The following is a 17,422-nucleotide window of genomic DNA, read 5'->3' on the forward strand; positions in this document are numbered from 1 at the left end:
AATTGATATAAAGATATCTTGAGAAAGATTATATTTAATTAAAGTAACTAATTCTCAATCTACTGATGGGTCACAGCTAGGGCCTAGATTACTCATAAAATTCCTTCAAGATGCAGCTGGAAGGGGTGATCTTGATCCATGGGATATTGATGTTATAGGTGTTATAGATAGTTTTTTAGAGCAGTTTAATCAAAATTTGCAATATTCATCCAATAACCAAACTTCATATCAAAAAGACTTATCTGAGACAAGTGAAGCATTTTTTGCCGCCTCTGTATTAGTTAATTTAAAAGCTCAAGTTTTAGAATCTGATGTATTTCAAGAAGAAACATTAGGTTATGAAGAAGAAATTGGGATGGATAACCAAGAATGGATTAATCAAGGATTTGACATGCCAAAATATCCTGAAAAATATCTTAGAAGAAGATCTGTAGCTCAACCCGTTATTAAACGTACATCTACATTAGGAGAACTTGTTAGTCAATTGGAATCTATAGCAGAAATAATTGAAACGCAGGATCTTTTGCTTATGAAAAGGAAAAGAAATAAAAAATATTCTGATAAAGTTTTGATCTCTAAAGTTCAATCTTTAGCACATCGTGAAAAGCTTCCTGAAACAACTAAAGCACTTGGCAAGTTTCTTGATGGATGGGAAAAGGCATTGCAATGGACTGATTTTGAATATTTAGTTAATAAATGGCAGACAGTAGTAAAAAGTGATTTAGATAAAGACAGACTGGGTGTATTTTGGGCTTTGTTATTTTTATCATCAGAAAATAGAATTGAATTAAAACAACAATATTCTCTCTATGGGCCAATACAAATTAAAAGGATTATTCCAGATGGAGAATTAGCTCAATTACCTATTGAAAATCTTGAGGTTTCAGAAACTTCTTCGACTGCTGCTTAGTAGTAAAAGAGTAATAAAGTATAATCTTTAAAAAGGGTATATAGAACTGATGAAGGCAATGATACTTGCAGCAGGCAAAGGAACTCGCGTTCAGCCAATAACGCATATTATTCCTAAACCAATGATTCCTATTTTGCAAAAACCCGTGATGGAATTCCTCTTGGAACTTTTAAAAGAACATGGTTTTAAAGAAATAATGGTAAATGTTTCTCATCTTGCAGAGGAAATAGAAAACTATTTTAGGGACGGACAAAGATTTGGTGTTGAGATAGCCTACAGCTTTGAAGGAAGAATTGAAGATGGAGAAATGATTGGTGATGCTTTGGGTTCGGCCGGAGGATTAAAAAAAATTCAAGATTTTCAAAACTTTTTTGATGAAACTTTTGTTGTATTGTGCGGCGACGCCTTAGTTGATTTAGATTTGACTGAAGCGGTTAAAAATCATAAGAAAAAAGGTGCAATAGCAAGCCTAATAACAAAAAAGGTAACTAGAGAACAGGTATCTAGTTATGGAGTTGTAGTATCTGATGAAAATGGGCGAATTAAAGCTTTTCAAGAAAAACCAGATGTAGAAGATGCTTTGAGTGATTCAATTAATACTGGTATTTATCTTTTTGAGCCTGAGATTTTTAACTATATTCCATCAGGAGATAAATTTGATATTGGTGCTGATCTTTTTCCTAAACTTGTTGAAATGGATTTACCATTTTTTGCTTTGCCGATGGATTTTGAGTGGGTAGATATTGGAAAAGTTCCTGATTACTGGAGTGCGATTAGAAATGTTTTATTAGGTAAAGTAAGGCAAGTGGAAATTCCTGGTAAAGAAATAAAGCCTGGAGTCTTTACTGGTCTTAATGTTGCTGCAAATTGGGATAAAGTTAATATAAAAGGACCTGTTTATATCGGAGGGATGACAAGAATAGAAGATGGTGCAACTATTATTGGCCCCTCTATGATTGGACCAAGTTGTTGCATTTGTGAGGGTGCAACTATTGATAATTCTATAATCTTTGATTATTCAAAAATTGGGAAAGGAGTACAACTTGTCGATAAATTAGTATTTGGTAGATATTGTGTTGGAAAGAATGGAGACCATTTTGATTTGAAAGATGCTTCTTTGGACTGGTTAATAACAGACTCAAGAAGATTAGATTTAACTGAACCATCTCCTCAACAAAAAGCGATGGCAGAATTACTAGGAACTGATTTGATTAACATTCCAGATTGAGACCAGCTTTTTCAAGTATCTCTGGGATAAGATGTTCTGATTTGACTGCCATAAGATGAATTCCATCTGCAATATTAATAAAATCTTGAGCTTGCTCTGAAGCAATTAATATTCCTTCTTGAAGTGGATTTTTTGCATCTTTGAGACGATTTAAAACATTTTCAGGAATATTCGCTCCAGGTACAAATTTATTTATGAAAAGAGCATTTTTATATGATTTTAAAAGAAATACTCCTGCAATAACTGGTATCTCAAGTGGATTACTGATTTCGTTGCAAAAGTCTGCTAAACATTTTCTATCCATAACTATTTGAGTTTGTAAGAAATTTGCACCGGCCTCTTTTTTTTTAATTGTTCTACTTTTTAAACTTCTTTGATTTCGACAACTTGGATCTACTGCCGCACCTGAGAAAATTTCAGTCCTTTTGTCTGGAAGTTGTTCAAAAGTAGGATCAATTCCTTGATTGAATGATTGAATTTGTTTTAATAATCTTACTGCCTCAAATTCATGAACGGCTTTTGTTTCTTGCTGATCTCCGGCTTTTACAGAATCTCCTGTAATGCATAAAATATTTTTAATTCCTAAGGCATTTGCTCCAAGAATATCTGATTGTAAAGCAATTTTATTACGATCTCTACATGAGATCTGCATTATAGGTTCTATCCCATTGTCTAGTAATAGTTTAGACATTGCTAAACTACACATTCTCATTATTGCTCTACTTCCGTCTGTAATATTAACTGCATGCACCTTATTTCTCAAGAGTTGTGCTATTTTAAGAGATCTTACGGGGTCTCCTCCTCTTGGCGGCATTAATTCTGCTGTAATTACTTTTGAATTCTTTTCTAAAGTTTGCTGAAGTTTTGATTTCAATTGCTTTTTTGCCTTACTTGGTTAAGAAGTTTACTGTTGCTGCTAAACTCAACTAATATATTAAAGGAACTGTTTAAATGCAAATGGTTGAAGAAGGTGTTAATGACATTGATATGATGGGTCTCTCATCAAGAGAGATGGAAATCATAAATTTAGTAGCTGATGGGCTCACGAATCAGGAAATTGCGGTAAGGCTTACTATTAGTAAAAGAACTGTCGATAATCATGTAAGTAATATGTTCACTAAAACAGGATCCAAAAATAGAGTAGCTCTTTTAAATTGGGCAATGGATCACGGAAAAATTTGTAGAGATGGGTTTAATTGTTGTACTCTACCTGATTCAGATCAAGATTAATATTATTTTCTTTATCGATACTGGATATTAAATTCATTAAACAACAATGTGATGAATTAAGTTCAAAAAGTTTTGCATAATCAAGACATGCTTCCTTATCATAGTTAACGCATCTTAGTATTCCATCTCTGTCATACAGACCATACATGTCTAAAAATAATAAAATTTATATTTCAAATATAAAGAGAATATAAAGGAAGCGAGAGCTTTTTGGCTAGGTTTTTTTAAATCTTCATTTCCCATTTGGAAAATGGATGTTTTGTCAGATTAAGATTAGTATATTTTGTTAGACCAGTAATTTCTTTTGCTATGAAAGATGGAAGAATAACTTGTTCTTCCTCTTTAGTAAGCTCAATTTCGGCAATTTCTAAAGGAAAATTTTTGTCTTTAAAGCAATCTACAATCCAATCTTTTCGATCAATTTTTAAAAAAAATCTTTCTTTTTTAATTGTATTGTTAAGAGTTGACATAATTTTTTCACCTTCACTATTTGGTATTGAGTATTCATATTCGTAATTAGTAAAATTTTTAATATGTTTTTTAAGTGCAATTTTAAAGTTTTTGCCATTAAATCTGATTCTTACTATCCAATCCTCCAAATGGTGGGAAAGATAGCCCTGCTCTATAAAAGTCTTATGAGTAATAAAATCATTCCATTGATCATTTTTGATAAGAAATCGTCTTTCAATTTCTAATGCCATCTAATTATTTTGATTATTTTTTAATGATAAATCTCCTTTCCAATCGAGCTTTTTGATTAATGTAATGTAATAGGAAATGCTTTTATTAAATTTAATCATTTTACAGGGCTTTGTTACTTTATTAATTTCACAATAATCATTTTCTTTTATAGTCATACACTTTGATCCATCTTTCCATAGTTTTATTTCTCTTTTGTTCTTTTGAACGACTCTAATAACTACTTTACTTGTATCAGGAATAATAATTGGCCGGCTAGCTAAGCTCATAGGACATATTGGATTTATAACGAATGCATTTATTGAGGGGTGCACTATTGGACCTCCTGCAGCCATAGAGTATGCAGTTGAACCAGTTGAGGAAGAAATAATTAAACCATCACCTTTGTATTCGTTTACTTTCTCATTATCTATTTCGATTTGAATTTGATTGGTTGGAGAAATATCTTCTTCAACAGATTTAAAATAAAAGTCATTTAACGCATCATAGCTTTTGAGTATTTTTCTTTCTCTATTCTTCTCGTTGCTATAAACATCACAATGTAATCTGTTTCTAAAATCAATTATGAATTCTTCTTTTTCTAAAATTTTGATAAATGATTGGTCAAATAAAAAATCCTTTTCTTGAGTCAAAAATCCTAAATTACCGCCAATATTAAAACTAAGTATAGGAATATCATAGTTTACTAATGCATTTGCAGATTTAAGAACAGTGCCATCACCACCAAGAACAATTACTAGATCAGGTAATGCAGCAAGATTGTAGAAGTAGTTTTCTAATTGATTGTTATCAAAATCACTTTCGATCCTTTTTGATTTAATATTTCTTTCTTTGAGAGTCTTATTACAAAATATAGATGCTTCTTTAGCAGTTAAGCTATTAGAACGATAAATAATAAGCACCAATGAAAGATTCACTTGATGCTTGTTACCACTTTAATAAATTAAAACTTTCCATATCAACAGTCACCCTATTTCTATAAAGAGATAACAATATAGCTAAACCTACAGCAGCTTCTGCTGCTGCAACTGTAATAACAAAAATTGTAAAAACTTGTCCTTGAATTAGGTTATTGTCCACATAAGAGGAGAAGGCCATCAAATTTATGTTCACTGCATTCAACATTAACTCTATACTCATCAGTACTCTTACTGCATTTCTACTATTTAATAATCCCCAAATGCCAATACAAAATAAAACTGAGGAAACTATTAAAAAAGCTTGAAGTGGGATGGATTCTAAATTCATCTTAATTTTTTTTTATAAGTAAAGGTTCATTTGGTTTCTCTATTAGCTCTTGATCTACCGGTAAACCTGTTGAAATATCTTCATTCATGACATCTCTTCTAGCCAAAACAATAGCACCAATCATGGCCATTAAGAGCAATACAGATGCCACTTCAAAAGGGAGCAAATAATCACTAAATAAGTGTTCTCCTATTCTTACTGTAGATTCTTCCCCTATAGATGCATTAGGTTCAGCCAAACCCCAAGTATTGGATAAATCAACTCTTATTAATAGACTTAGAAGAGTTAAACAAATTGATGTTGATATAATTCTTCTTGATTTGATATTTGCAATAGCCTTTAAATCTTCTTTTTTATTAACCAACATTATTGCAAAAATTATTAGAACATTAACTGCCCCTACATAAACTAAAACTTGAGCTGCAGCAACAAAACTTGCGTTTAGTAGTAGATATAAGCCTGCAACACTCATAAAGACTCCCCCAAGCAAAAATGCAGAGTAAACAATGTTCTCTAGAAGAATTACACCTAGTGCTCCAATTATTACAACTAAAGATAATACTGAAAAACAAATTATTTGAGTTGTTACTGCTAAAGACATGTATTATTTAAAGTTATTTATTTGGCTCGACAGTGGGGTTTTTAATATCATTCAATTTTGGTTTCATCCAATCATAAACTTCTTCTGGTAGTTTACCAACTCGAACATCTGAAGGAGGAACTTCATGAGGATCCATAACTCCTTTAGGCAAATATGCAAGTTCCCTTAGAGGTTTCACAGATGGATCAGTTGTAACGTTCGTCGGAAGTCTACCTAATGCAATATTATCAAAATTTAAATTATGCCTATCGAATGTAGCTAATTCGTATTCTTCAGTCATAGATAAGCAATTTGTTGGGCAATATTCAACACAATTCCCGCAAAAAATGCATACTCCAAAGTCTATAGAATAATTTCTAAGTTCCTTTTTCTTAGTTTCCTTATTCATAACCCAGTCCACAACTGGTAAATTTATCGGACAAACACGTACGCATACTTCACAGGCGATGCATTTATCAAATTCATAATGGATTCTTCCTCTATATCTTTCAGAAGGAATTAACTTTTCGTAAGGGTATTGAACAGTAACTGGTCGTCTTCGGAGATGATCAAAAGTTACAGTAAATCCATCATATAAATATTTACCAGCACTGAAGGCTTCTTTAATATAACTATTTACTTTTTGAAGAAAATCTTTCATTTTAAAGAATTTACTTAGTTATTTTATTCTAGTGTATTTAATAAATGTTTAAGTATTTCTACTTAAACATTATCCACCAAAAAATTGAGGAAAAGCTAATTTTAATCCTGCTGTCACAAGTAGATTAGCAAGAGATATGGGTAAAAGGAATTTCCATCCTAAATCTAGAAGTTGATCTATTCTCACCCTTGGTGTTGTCCAGCGCAATAATATAGCAACAAAAACCAATAGATATGCTTTGAGAACAGTCATTATGATTCCTATAGAAGCTGTGAAAACTTGAATCACAGGAGCATCAATTGGAAGATTTAGAGCTTTAGCAATTATCTCAACAGGAATAGGAAATCCCCATCCACCTAGATAAAGTATTGATACTAATAATGCAGATAGGATTAAATTTATATAACTGCCTAAATAAAATAAAGCAAATTTCATTCCAGCATATTCAGTTTGATAACCCGCTACTAATTCTTCCTCAGCTTCTGGCAAGTCGAATGGTAATCTTTCGCATTCAGCAAGAGCACATATCCAGAAAATTATGAATCCAACAGGTTGCCTCCATATATTCCAACTTAATATTCCTGCTCCGCTTTGTTGATTAACAATATCAATAGTACTAAGGGAATTTGTCATTAAAACAATGGCTAGTACAGACAAAGCCAGGGGTATTTCATAGCTAATAGATTGAGCAGCTGCTCTTAATCCGCCTAATAATGAATATTTATTATTCGAGGCGTAGCCACTCATAAGAAGACCAATGGGTTGAATACTACTTAGAGCTATCCAAAGAAAAATTCCAATACCAACATTACTAATTAGCAAGTTTTGGCCAAAAGGAACAATTAACCAAGATAGAATAACCGGTACCAATACTAATATTGGTCCCGCAGTGAATAGAATTGAATCTGCTTTTGCAGGAATAATATCTTCTTTTACAAGTAATTTCAGACCGTCTGCAATTGGTTGAAGTACCCCTAAGGCCCCTGCATATTCTGGACCTATTCGTTGTTGAGCAGCAGCAGATATTTTTCTTTCTAACCAAACTGTGACTAATACACCAACAACTGCTGATACTAAAACTAATAACATTGGTAAAGGTAGCCAGATTATATGAGCAAGCTCACTTGATAGGCCGAAGCCTTTTAAGATTTCATTAAAACTATATTCGAGATCTAATCCGGAGTTCAAAATTTTATTGTTATTTATTCTTTAGATTAACTCTTCATAAACAATATGTGTGTTTTTTATGAAAAGCTGAAGATATTATTTTCGATTTTCTAAAGTAATCCAATCTCTTGGAGCCGAACCGGTATAAATTTGAGACGGTCTAAAAATTCTGTTTGCGCCTAATTGTTCCCTCCAATGAGCTAACCAACCTGCGACTCTTGATATTGCAAAAATAGGAGTAAATAAGTCACGGGGAATACCAAGTTTTCTGTAAACAAGGCCAGAATAAAAATCAACGTTTGGGAAAATACCTTTTCCTCCTAGCCTTGGGATAGCCTCTAACTCTAATTTTTTAGCAACTTCATACATTTCATCTTTTCCAAACCTAACAAAAAGCTCCTCTGCTAATTTCTGAAGAATAATTGCTCGAGGATCTTTAACTTTGTACTCTCGATGTCCGAAACCCATTATTTTACTTTTGTTTTGAATAGCATCTTCTAAAAATGAAGCAGCTTTTTCTGGAGTTTTAATATCTTCTAACATGGCAATTACATCTTCATTAGCTCCACCATGAAGAGGACCAGCTAATGTTCCTACTGCAGAGGCAATTACTGCGTATGGGTCTGTAAGAGTGCTAGCCGTAACTCGTGCGCTAAATGTACTCGCATTTAAACTATGTTCTGCATGAAGAATTAGGCATCTATCAAAAACTTTTGCAGCTATGGGATCTTGTTCTTTTTCAGTCAACATGTAAAGAAAATTCGATGAGTAGGATAAATCATCCCTAGGTTGAATGGGATCTTGTCCTTTTCTTATAAGTTGAAATGCAGCAATCATTGTTGGAATTTTTGCAATTAGTCTTATCACTGCGTTGTAGATATACTTGGGATCATCTATCGCTCTTCTTGAGTAGAAAAGACCAAGAGAGGCGGCACTGGACTGCAGAGCATCCATGGGATGCCCTGTGGCAGGAAAGCATTTCATCATATCTCTTACTCTGAAGCTTAATCTCCGATGCATCTGTACTTCTTGTTCAAAATCTCTTAGTTCTGTTGCTGAAGGTAATTCTCCCCAAATTAATAAAAAAGCAGTCTCTAAGAAACTACTTTTCTGTGCTAATTCTTCAATTGAATAGCCTCTATATAATAATTTCCCTTTTTGACCGTCAATATCACATATTGATGAATTAGTTACTGGAACTCCCTCTAATCCTGGTTTTAAAATTAGTTTATGAGTATCCAAAATTTTAATGTGATATGAATCGTTTATAGATCTAAGATAGTCAAATAATTTTTAATTAACCACAAGATATCAATCAAATTTAATTATTAAATATTTTAAAATTAGTTTCTGCATAATAAAAAGGAGCTGTTTCTGGAATGGATTGTTTGATTACTGCTTTAAATTCTGTAATTGATAAATTAATTATATTTTTAAAAAAGTAATTAATGTTTTCTAAATAAGAGAAATTTTTAGTTTGTATAGAGTAAGGATTCTTGAGATTTAATTTTTTATTTAGAAAGTATTTAGCATGACTATCCCCTCTTAAACTAAAAAACTCATTTGAAATTGAATCTATATCTGTCTCATTTACCAATGTGTTACTAATAAAGTTTAGATTGTCAGTCTCAACTAAAAAAATCTTTTTATAATTTAACTGTTTTATAATATTTTCTTCTTTTAAAAGTACATCTTTTGAATATATTGTATAAATATTATTATTATTTTCTAAACTATTTTTATTAAAATCTTCTAATAATTTTATGTTCTCAATGGGTAAATAATTTTTATCATAAATTACTAACCAATTGTTATCGGAACTTAAGAATAGTATATTAGATTTTAATTTATTATTTAGTTCTTTAATAATAGCCTTTTCAAAACTGTTTATTTCAATATTATCAAGATACTTATTTGAATCTAATAAATCATTATAAATAGATAGTTGATAATTTTTTTTATCTAATATATTTACTGTATCCATATTTTTATATAATATAATATCTGAAATTTTGTTATTATTAACTAAATATGACTTTAATATAATTTCTTTATCCTTAAAATCAAATAAGGTTAATAAAGAGTCCTCTTTTCTTAGAGAATAATTTTTTGTATTTAATAGTTCATTTGTTTTAAAATTATTTGTTAAAAAGATATTATGTTCATTTTTAAAATTATTCAATACTTCTTTTAAAGAGATATATTTGTTTTCAATATTAATTGATTGTAATGCATCAAGTATTAAGGTTTTATTAGAGGAAGTAATAATATAATTATCATTAGTTCGATAAATATATTTTAAATAATTTAATTTATTTTCTCTAAATATTTTAATTAATTTATCAGGCTCATCAATTTTATTAGGAAGATTTAAAATATCGTCTATATCTTTATTTTCCTTTATTTTGAATATTATTAAAACATCATCTATCTCTTTTTCTTTATTATCATGGGTAGTAATTAAAAGTTCATTATTATAAATATCTTCTAATTTGTAAGTACCTAAATCTAAACCTAAGTAAGCCAATATACTATTTTTTACTAAAACAAGCTCATCTTGATTTGTTGTTTCAAAGTTTGTCCTTATGGCGTTAGTAATTTTTGAACTTTTAGTATTTGAAATGAAGAATTTTTTATTATCTTTCGGTAAGTACTTCAAGATCTTTAATTCTGAAATATCATTTTGATTTCCTTTATTTAAACTATAAGAAGTTTCTTCAAATCCAAAAATACAACATAAGAATAATATTGTTATTACAGTAAGATATTTAATATTCATTTTTATTTTTATTTTTAACAATAAACATGTTCTTGCAACCTTACTTATAAAATTGTTAATAACAAATATTTATTCTAACAATTGGGAAATTATCCGAAAACTTTAAATGCTTTTGATCTTAATGAATGGTTTAATTCTGAAGATGAGAATCCAATTATAATTGATGTTAGAGAGGATTCAGAACTCGAGATTGCATGTTTTAGTAGGGAATTTTTACATTTACCAATAAGTAAGGTTTCAGCTGAGTATGTAAAAACAAAAATCAGTGATTTAAAAGATAAAAAGTTCGTTGTTCTTTGTCATGCTGGTATAAGAAGTTATAATTTTGGACAATGGGCATTAGAAAATAATCTTGTAAACGAGATTTGGAATCTTGAAGAAGGTATAGATGGTTGGAGTCAGTATATTGATCAAACGATACCTAGATATTAATTAATCAATATTCAAAGATGATGCGACAGTATTAACATCCTTATCTCCTCTACCAGAACAATTAATTACTATTTCAGTATCTTTATCCAAGGTAGGACATAATTTTTCTAACCATGCAAAGGCATGAGCTGTTTCGAGTGCAGGGATAATTCCTTCTAGTTCACTGACTAGTTTCAAAGCGTCTAAAGCTTCTGCATCAGTAACAGACCCATATTCTGCTCTCCCTATATCTTTTAAATAACTATGTTCAGGACCTACCCCAGGATAATCAAGACCTGCGCTTATAGAATGCGCTTCTTGTACTTGACCATCCTTATCTTGTAAAAGAAGACTCATTGACCCATGTAAAATTCCTACGGATCCTTTAGTAATAGTCGCGGCATGTTTTTCAGTATTGACTCCACTCCCTGCCGCTTCAACTCCAATAAGTCGAACTGATTTTTCTTTTACGAAAGGATGAAAAAGACCCATTGCATTTGATCCTCCACCTACGCAAGCAAGCAAAATATCAGGTAAAGATCCAAATGATTCTAGACATTGTTTTTTTGCTTCTTCTCCTATAACTGCATGAAAATCTCTTACGATCATTGGAAATGGGTGTGGCCCTGCAACTGACCCCAAAATATAGTGCGTTGTTTCTACATTTGATACCCAATCCCTGATTGCTTCACTAGTTGCGTCTTTGAGAGTCGCAGTACCTGAAGTAACAACTTTAACTTCTGCGCCTAAAAGTTTCATCCGAAAGACATTTAATGATTGTCTTTTTATATCTTCTGCCCCCATGTAGATAATGCATTGCAAACCAAATCTCGCGCATACAGTAGCAGTAGCAACTCCGTGTTGCCCAGCCCCTGTTTCTGCAATTATTCTTTGTTTACCCATTCTTATCGCTAATAAAGCTTGACCTAATGCATTATTGATTTTGTGAGCACCAGTATGATTTAGGTCTTCTCTTTTGAGCCATATCCTGCTGGTAGATGTTTTTGTCTGGTAATGTTCAGTAAGTCTTTTAGCCTCATATAGTGGGGTCTCTCTTCCTACATAAGTTTTCAGCAAATGATTTAATTCATTAACAAATTGTTTATCTTTCCATGCATCAGAAGCTGCTTCTTCCAGTTCAAAAAGAGCTGGCATTAATGTTTCAGGGACATATTGACCTCCATATTTTCCAAATCTTCCTTCTTTTGAAGGTTGATTTAAATCATCATTATTATTTTGATCCTGACGAGAAATTGTACTTACCAATTTTTTATAGTATAAGTATGAACTAACTATAGATTATATAAAAAATAATGGGAAAAAAAAATTGGATTGAATTTGATAATCAGGAAAATATTTATAAAGAAAAATCTAAAGAAGAGAATTTTCAAAAAATATCAAAAATAAATATCTCAAAACAAAAAAAAGGTAAAAAAGGAAAAACTATTACTTTGATAAAAGGTTTATCTATTGGAAATGAAATTGAAGTTAAGGAATTACTAAAAAAAATGAAAGTGTTTTGTGGTACTGGAGGAACTTTAATAGGTGAAGATATTCAATTACAAGGTGATATGGTAATCAAATCAATTGAGTTTCTTCGCAAAGAAGGATTTCAAAATTTATGAGTCAAGAGTTAAAATAGATTTCTACTTTTAGAAACATAAAAAGATGACGGAACTTAATCAAAAAAATTCAGGAAAAAATATAAAATGGCACAATTTAACTATTGATAGAAATAAGTTAGAAAAAATGAGAGGACATAAAGGAATGGTAATTTGGTTTACAGGTTTATCAGGGTCTGGGAAAAGTACCTTAGCCAATGCTGTAAATGAGGTTTTACACTTGGATGGTTTTTCAACTTATGTATTAGACGGAGATAATATTAGACATGGTTTATGCAAGGATCTTGGATTTTCTGATGAAGATAGGGAAGAAAACATAAGAAGAATTGGAGAGGTAGCTAATTTATTTATGAATGCCGGAATCATAACTATTACAGCATTTGTCTCCCCTTTTATTAGTGATAGAGATAAGGTTAGAAAAATTATTGGATCAAAGGATTTTATTGAAGTACATTGCGCTGCAGATATTGAAGTATGTGAGAGTAGAGATACTAAAGGTTTATATAAAAAGGCACGTTTAGGAGAAATTAAAGAATTTACCGGTATATCTAGTCCATATGAAGCACCTGTAAATCCAGAAATAGTTGTTGATACAGGTTCCTTAGGTTTAAATGACTCTGTTGAAAAAGTTATTAATCATCTTAGAGAACAGAATTTGCTTGAAAGATCTTAATTTATAAAAAACCATTTAGTCAGTTTTCAGATAATTATCAGCCCCTAGAGCAGACAATTTACTATTTTTAGTTCTTACTTGTGTATGCAGATTCTCTCTAAATTTTTTCATTTTTAATCTTAATGCTTCATCAAATAAACTAAGGATTTGAATTGCTAATAAACCAGCATTTTTTGCACCGTTTATGGCTACTGTTGCTACAGGAATACCCGCAGGCATTTGCACTATTGATAATAGGGAGTCAATTCCTTTCAGGGTTTTACTCTCCACCGGTACACCTATGACAGGTATGCATGTTAGCGAAGCTATCATGCCAGGCAGGTGAGCAGCTCCACCGGCTCCTGCGATAATAACTTTTATGTTTTCTGATTCTGCTTTTTTTGCATATTCCATCATTTCCATTGGCGTTCTATGCGCAGAAAGTATACAAACCTCAGTTTCTATTCCAAATTCGTTCAATATATCTATTGCAGGTTTCAATGTTTTTAGATCTGAATCACTTCCCATTACTACAGCAATTTTATGAATATTGCTGGAATTAAATTCTGACAAAATAACAAATCAATTCTTTTCTTATAATGACGTGCAATTACTTGTGCGCTAGTTAGTTAGTATTAAAAAGACGAATTTTGTATGAATTGTTATGACGTTTAATAAAAATCTCGAAAAAAGCGAAGTTAGGGAGTATTTCAATGGGACCGGTTTTGATCGATGGAGAAAAATTTATAGTAAATCAGAAGAAATCAATACAGTGCAGAAAAATATTAGAAAAGGTCATCAAAAGACTGTCGATGATGTCGTTTCATACGTAAAAAATTATCCTGAATTAACAACTAAGACTTTTTGTGATGCTGGTTGTGGTGTGGGAAGTTTAGCTATTCCTTTACTAAGACTTGGTATTAAAGATTTGCAGGTTAGTGACATATCTTCTGAAATGATTAATGAAACAAAGAAACGTATCAATGAATTAGGTTTAAGTCAAAGAAAAATTAAATTTTTAACTAGTGATCTTGAACAGTTAAAAGGGTTATTTGATGTTGTCATTTGTTTAGATGTATTTATTCATTACCCGCAACCAGTCGCTGAAGAAATGGTCAGACATTTATGTGACTTAAGTAAAGAGAAGCTAATAGTTAGTTTTGCCCCTTATACACCAATATTGGCAGTGTTAAAGAATATTGGAAAGTTGTTTCCCGGGCCAAGTAAAACTACTAGAGCTTATACATTAAGAGAAAAAGGGATTATTAATGCTGCTAATGAAAAAGGTTTTATTGTAGTTCAAAAGAAATTAAATCAAGCTCCATTTTATTTTTCCAAATTAATTGAATTTAATAAAGTAAAATAAATTACTTTACTAGGTGATTCTCGAGTGCATAACGGACTAATTCGGTCCTGCTAGATGTACTTGTTTTTATAAAAAGCCTACTTACATATTTTTCAACATTTCTAATAGAGGTTTCAAGTTGTCTGGCAATTTCTTTATTCATAAGACCTTCTGCTACGAGTTGAAGTACGCTTGCTTCTCTTGGCGTAAAACTTGGAATATCTATAGAATTTTCTTTATTGAGTGGATTCTGATCTGTAAGCATAGATTTTATTTCAGTGATCTGTTTTGCCATTTTACTAACATCAATATCAGCAAATCGGGCTGCTTCTTTAAGTAATCGCTCTTGCCTATTAATTACATTTTTAACTCTTGCAGATAATTCATCTGGATCAAAGGGTTTAGAAATATAATCATCAATACCTGCAAGATAACCTTGGGTTCTATCTAAAGTCATTCCCTTTGCTGTAAGAAAAATAACTGGAGTACCTCCTAGCTTTTCATCTTCTCTTATTTTTTCTAATAAAGCATAACCATTTGATCTCGGCATCATAATATCGCTAATAATTAGATCTGGGAAAATTGTTTGAGCTTTTTCCCATCCATCCTCTCCGTCAACAGCAATAAAAATTTCAAATCCTTCGTCTTCTAGAAATGTTTTTACAGCTGTTCTTAAACCAGGCTCATCATCTACCAATAATATTTTTGATTTTCTAATTGCTTCATTATTTATTTGATTAGTGTCATTCATTTTTTTAATTTTGAATTAAATTTTCTTTAGCTTAAAAATAATTTTATATACTAAATATGATGCTTTCAACTCCCATACTACTAGATTATCAATCTTCAACCCCTTGTTTAGAGGAGGTTGTAAATTCTATGGCACCTTATTGGAGTGAAATATTTTCTAACCCCTCGAGTAAATCAAATTTAGCAGGCATTAATGCAAGTGCCGTATTAGAAGTCTCAAGAGAAAAAATACAAGAATATTTATTTCTAAAAAAAAAGAAAGTAATTTTTACTAGTGGAGCAACAGAATCTAATAATTTAGCTTTGCTAGGTTTTGCAAGGAGACATTTTAAAGAAACAGAACATTATGGTCATATTATTACTCTTAAAACTGAGCATAAAGCTGTTTTAGAGCCCCTAAATCAATTAAGAAAAGAGGGATTTCATATTACTGAAATTAGTCCAGAAAAAGATGGTTTAGTTTCAGAAGAAAAATTTGTTAGCTGTATAAGAGATGATACATTTTTGGTAAGCATCATGATGGCAAATAATGAAATAGGAGTTATTCAGCCTTTGAAGGAAATTTCAGAAATATGTGGTTCAAGGGATATAGTTCTCCATTCTGATTATGCACAATGTTTAGGTTTTCTGGAGTTTGATAGCCTTGACTCAGTGGCAAATATGTTAACAATAAGCTCCCATAAAATATATGGTCCTAAAGGGGTAGGAATACTTTTGATTGATAGAGATATTGAGCTGCAGCCTTTAGTTTTAGGAGGAGGTCAAGAATTTGGTTTAAGATCCGGGACATTGCCATTACCCTTGATAGTAGGTTTTACTAAAGCAATAGAGATAGCAGTTTTAAATCAAAAAAAGAATATCAATAAATTTCTTTTTTATAGAGATAAACTTTTGAAGGGATTATTAGGCAATAATTCTGGAGTTGAAATAAATGGGTCAATGAAGGAAAGATTACCTCATAATTTGAATCTGACAGTACTTGATGTAAACGGTTCAAAATTGCATAAAAGTTTGAAATCTAAAATAATCTGTTCTAGTGGGTCAGCGTGTAGTAATGGTGTGCCTTCGCATGTATTACTAGCTCTAGGAAGATCTTTTAAAGAAGCAGAGGCTTCATTAAGATTAAGTATTGGTTTGATGACTACTAAAGAAGATATAGAAAAATCAATTGAGATCATTACAGATTCTATTAAATTATTACGCTGAGATTTTAATCATTTTAATTGAGCAATTCTTAATTTTGCGCTTCGCGATCTTTTATTATTTTCAATTTCTTTTTCATTTGGTGTAATTGGTTTTTTTGTAAGATTTTTTAATCTTTCATCACCCTTAAAAGAATTTTTCACCAGCCGATCTTCTATTGAATGAAAGCTAATAATTGAAATTATTCCCCCAGGTAATAGCCAGTTTGGAGCAAGCTCTAAAAATCTTTCTAGTGCTTCGATTTCTTTATTTACAGCAATTCTTAGTGCCTGGAATGTTCTAGTCGCAGGATGAATTTTTCGATATCTTTGTTTGGGTGGGAAACAACCAGCAATAGAATAAGCTAAATCTTTTGTACCCGAATATTTGCCTTTTTCTTGTAAATCTTTTTTGATTCTCCTAGAAATCTTTCGTGATAATCTTTCATCACCAAATTTAAAAATTAAATCAGCCAGATCTTTTTCATTTAAAGTCTCAATTAAGTCCTCAGCATTCATCTCAAGTAACGGATTCATTCGCATATCTAAAGGCCCATCTTTTTGAAAACTAAATCCTCTTTGTGGATTATCTATCTGATTACTATTGACTCCAAGATCTGCTATTACAAAAGAAACTTTTTCTTTTGGCTCAAAGTTCGCAAAATTTGAGGGACATATTTCAATCCTCGATTTAAATTCTTCAAGTTTTATAAATGCTGACTGTCTTGCGAATGGATCGTGATCTAGTCCAATTATTTTTAAATCAGGATATTTTTTTAATAATTGATATGAGTGTCCACCACCACCTAAAGTTGCATCTATCGCTGTTAGTTTATTGTCTGATATTAACGGATATTGATCTACAGAAACTAAAATTTCATCTGTCATCACTGACTTATGATTGAATAAAGATGAATCAGAAAGGTCAGTTTGCATAACTTTCTACTAAGATTTAAATA

Annotated in this window: 21 protein-coding genes; 8 read left to right on the top strand and 13 right to left on the bottom strand. The window is 31.2% G+C overall.

Annotated elements, in window-relative coordinates; all coding sequences use genetic code 11:
• The first annotated feature begins 37 nt into the window (after positions 1-37).
• Both TX50_RS00790 and TX50_RS00795 read left to right on the top strand, forming a co-directional pair.
• Entirely contained in the window at positions 38-910 is an 873-nt protein-coding gene (locus TX50_RS00790; protein ID WP_042115982.1) for a segregation/condensation protein A, read from the top strand.
• Between the two features lie 49 nt (positions 911-959).
• Positions 960-2,138, top strand: coding sequence for a nucleotidyltransferase family protein (locus TX50_RS00795; protein ID WP_011131791.1), 1,179 nt, complete (start codon positions 960-962; stop codon positions 2,136-2,138).
• Here the strand turns inward: TX50_RS00795 and TX50_RS00800 are convergent.
• Positions 2,122-3,012: a methylenetetrahydrofolate reductase gene (locus TX50_RS00800; RefSeq protein WP_011131792.1), complete on the bottom strand. Its 891-nt coding sequence runs from the start codon at positions 3,010-3,012 to the stop codon at positions 2,122-2,124. The two genes, TX50_RS00795 and TX50_RS00800, sit on opposite strands and share 17 nt — an antisense overlap.
• Positions 3,013-3,089: 77 nt before the next feature.
• Between TX50_RS00800 and TX50_RS00805 the strand changes: the two genes are divergently transcribed.
• The gene (locus TX50_RS00805) at positions 3,090-3,368 is read left to right on the top strand and encodes a helix-turn-helix domain-containing protein (RefSeq protein WP_011131793.1); all 279 of its coding nucleotides are present in this window, start codon (positions 3,090-3,092) and stop codon (positions 3,366-3,368) included.
• A 224-nt stretch (positions 3,369-3,592) separates the two neighbouring features.
• Here TX50_RS00805 and TX50_RS00810 read toward each other — a convergent pair whose 3' ends face one another.
• The 8 genes from TX50_RS00810 to TX50_RS00845 all read right to left on the bottom strand — a co-directional run bounded on the left by TX50_RS00810 (position 3,593) and on the right by TX50_RS00845 (position 10,502).
• The gene (locus tag TX50_RS00810) at positions 3,593-4,069 is read right to left on the bottom strand and encodes a CYTH domain-containing protein (RefSeq protein ID WP_011131794.1); all 477 of its coding nucleotides are present in this window, start codon (positions 4,067-4,069) and stop codon (positions 3,593-3,595) included.
• Complete coding sequence (locus TX50_RS00815; RefSeq protein WP_036930370.1) at positions 4,070-4,984, bottom strand: NAD(+) kinase; 915 nt, start codon at positions 4,982-4,984, stop codon at positions 4,070-4,072.
• Between the two features lie 10 nt (positions 4,985-4,994).
• Positions 4,995-5,315: an NADH-quinone oxidoreductase subunit NuoK gene (nuoK, locus tag TX50_RS00820; RefSeq protein WP_011131796.1), complete on the bottom strand. Its 321-nt coding sequence runs from the start codon at positions 5,313-5,315 to the stop codon at positions 4,995-4,997.
• Between the two features lies 1 nt (position 5,316).
• The gene (locus tag TX50_RS00825; RefSeq protein ID WP_011131797.1) at positions 5,317-5,916 is read right to left on the bottom strand and encodes an NADH-quinone oxidoreductase subunit J; all 600 of its coding nucleotides are present in this window, start codon (positions 5,914-5,916) and stop codon (positions 5,317-5,319) included.
• A 13-nt stretch (positions 5,917-5,929) separates the two neighbouring features.
• The gene (gene ndhI, locus TX50_RS00830) at positions 5,930-6,556 is read right to left on the bottom strand and encodes an NAD(P)H-quinone oxidoreductase subunit I (protein ID WP_011131798.1); all 627 of its coding nucleotides are present in this window, start codon (positions 6,554-6,556) and stop codon (positions 5,930-5,932) included.
• A gap of 69 nt (positions 6,557-6,625) precedes the next feature.
• Entirely contained in the window at positions 6,626-7,744 is a 1,119-nt protein-coding gene (nuoH, locus tag TX50_RS00835) for an NADH-quinone oxidoreductase subunit NuoH (RefSeq protein WP_011131799.1), read from the bottom strand.
• 75 nt (positions 7,745-7,819) lie between these two features.
• Positions 7,820-8,965 (bottom strand): citrate synthase, encoded by a 1,146-nt coding sequence (locus tag TX50_RS00840; RefSeq protein ID WP_011131800.1) that lies wholly within the window; start codon positions 8,963-8,965, stop codon positions 7,820-7,822.
• Between the two features lie 79 nt (positions 8,966-9,044).
• Complete coding sequence (locus tag TX50_RS00845; protein ID WP_011131801.1) at positions 9,045-10,502, bottom strand: hypothetical protein; 1,458 nt, start codon at positions 10,500-10,502, stop codon at positions 9,045-9,047.
• 81 nt (positions 10,503-10,583) lie between these two features.
• On the opposite strand from TX50_RS00845, the gene TX50_RS00850 reads away from it, so the two are divergent.
• Positions 10,584-10,934, top strand: coding sequence for a rhodanese-like domain-containing protein (locus TX50_RS00850; protein WP_011131802.1), 351 nt, complete (start codon positions 10,584-10,586; stop codon positions 10,932-10,934).
• Here TX50_RS00850 and trpB read toward each other — a convergent pair whose 3' ends face one another.
• Complete coding sequence (gene trpB, locus TX50_RS00855) at positions 10,935-12,179, bottom strand: tryptophan synthase subunit beta (protein WP_011131803.1); 1,245 nt, start codon at positions 12,177-12,179, stop codon at positions 10,935-10,937.
• A 47-nt stretch (positions 12,180-12,226) separates the two neighbouring features.
• On the opposite strand from trpB, the gene TX50_RS00860 reads away from it, so the two are divergent.
• Together TX50_RS00860 and cysC are read left to right on the top strand one after the other, a co-directional pair.
• Positions 12,227-12,538 carry a translation initiation factor SUI1 gene (locus tag TX50_RS00860; protein ID WP_011131804.1) on the top strand — a complete coding sequence of 104 codons (312 nt, stop codon included), beginning with the start codon at positions 12,227-12,229 and terminating at the stop codon, positions 12,536-12,538.
• Between the two features lie 43 nt (positions 12,539-12,581).
• Entirely contained in the window at positions 12,582-13,208 is a 627-nt protein-coding gene (gene cysC, locus TX50_RS00865; protein ID WP_011131805.1) for an adenylyl-sulfate kinase, read from the top strand.
• Between the two features lie 15 nt (positions 13,209-13,223).
• Here cysC and purE read toward each other — a convergent pair whose 3' ends face one another.
• Positions 13,224-13,760 (bottom strand): 5-(carboxyamino)imidazole ribonucleotide mutase, encoded by a 537-nt coding sequence (gene purE / locus TX50_RS00870; protein ID WP_036930364.1) that lies wholly within the window; start codon positions 13,758-13,760, stop codon positions 13,224-13,226.
• Between the two features lie 91 nt (positions 13,761-13,851).
• On the opposite strand from purE, the gene bchM reads away from it, so the two are divergent.
• On the top strand, positions 13,852-14,553 hold the full coding sequence (gene bchM / locus TX50_RS00875) for a magnesium protoporphyrin IX methyltransferase (protein ID WP_011131807.1): 702 nt from the start codon (positions 13,852-13,854) through the stop codon (positions 14,551-14,553).
• 1 nt (position 14,554) lies between these two features.
• On the opposite strand, the gene TX50_RS00880 is transcribed toward bchM, so the two are convergent.
• The gene (locus TX50_RS00880) at positions 14,555-15,283 is read right to left on the bottom strand and encodes a response regulator transcription factor (protein ID WP_011131808.1); all 729 of its coding nucleotides are present in this window, start codon (positions 15,281-15,283) and stop codon (positions 14,555-14,557) included.
• Between the two features lie 59 nt (positions 15,284-15,342).
• On the opposite strand from TX50_RS00880, the gene TX50_RS00885 reads away from it, so the two are divergent.
• Entirely contained in the window at positions 15,343-16,488 is a 1,146-nt protein-coding gene (locus TX50_RS00885) for a cysteine desulfurase family protein (protein WP_036930362.1), read from the top strand.
• 8 nt (positions 16,489-16,496) lie between these two features.
• Here the strand turns inward: TX50_RS00885 and rsmH are convergent, their stop codons facing one another.
• The gene (rsmH, locus tag TX50_RS00890; RefSeq protein ID WP_011131810.1) at positions 16,497-17,399 is read right to left on the bottom strand and encodes a 16S rRNA (cytosine(1402)-N(4))-methyltransferase RsmH; all 903 of its coding nucleotides are present in this window, start codon (positions 17,397-17,399) and stop codon (positions 16,497-16,499) included.
• Positions 17,400-17,422 lie beyond the last annotated feature (23 nt).

Source organism: Prochlorococcus marinus subsp. pastoris str. CCMP1986 (assembly GCF_000011465.1).
In the GTDB taxonomy this organism is placed as follows: Bacteria; Cyanobacteriota; Cyanobacteriia; order PCC-6307; family Cyanobiaceae; genus Prochlorococcus_A; species Prochlorococcus_A pastoris.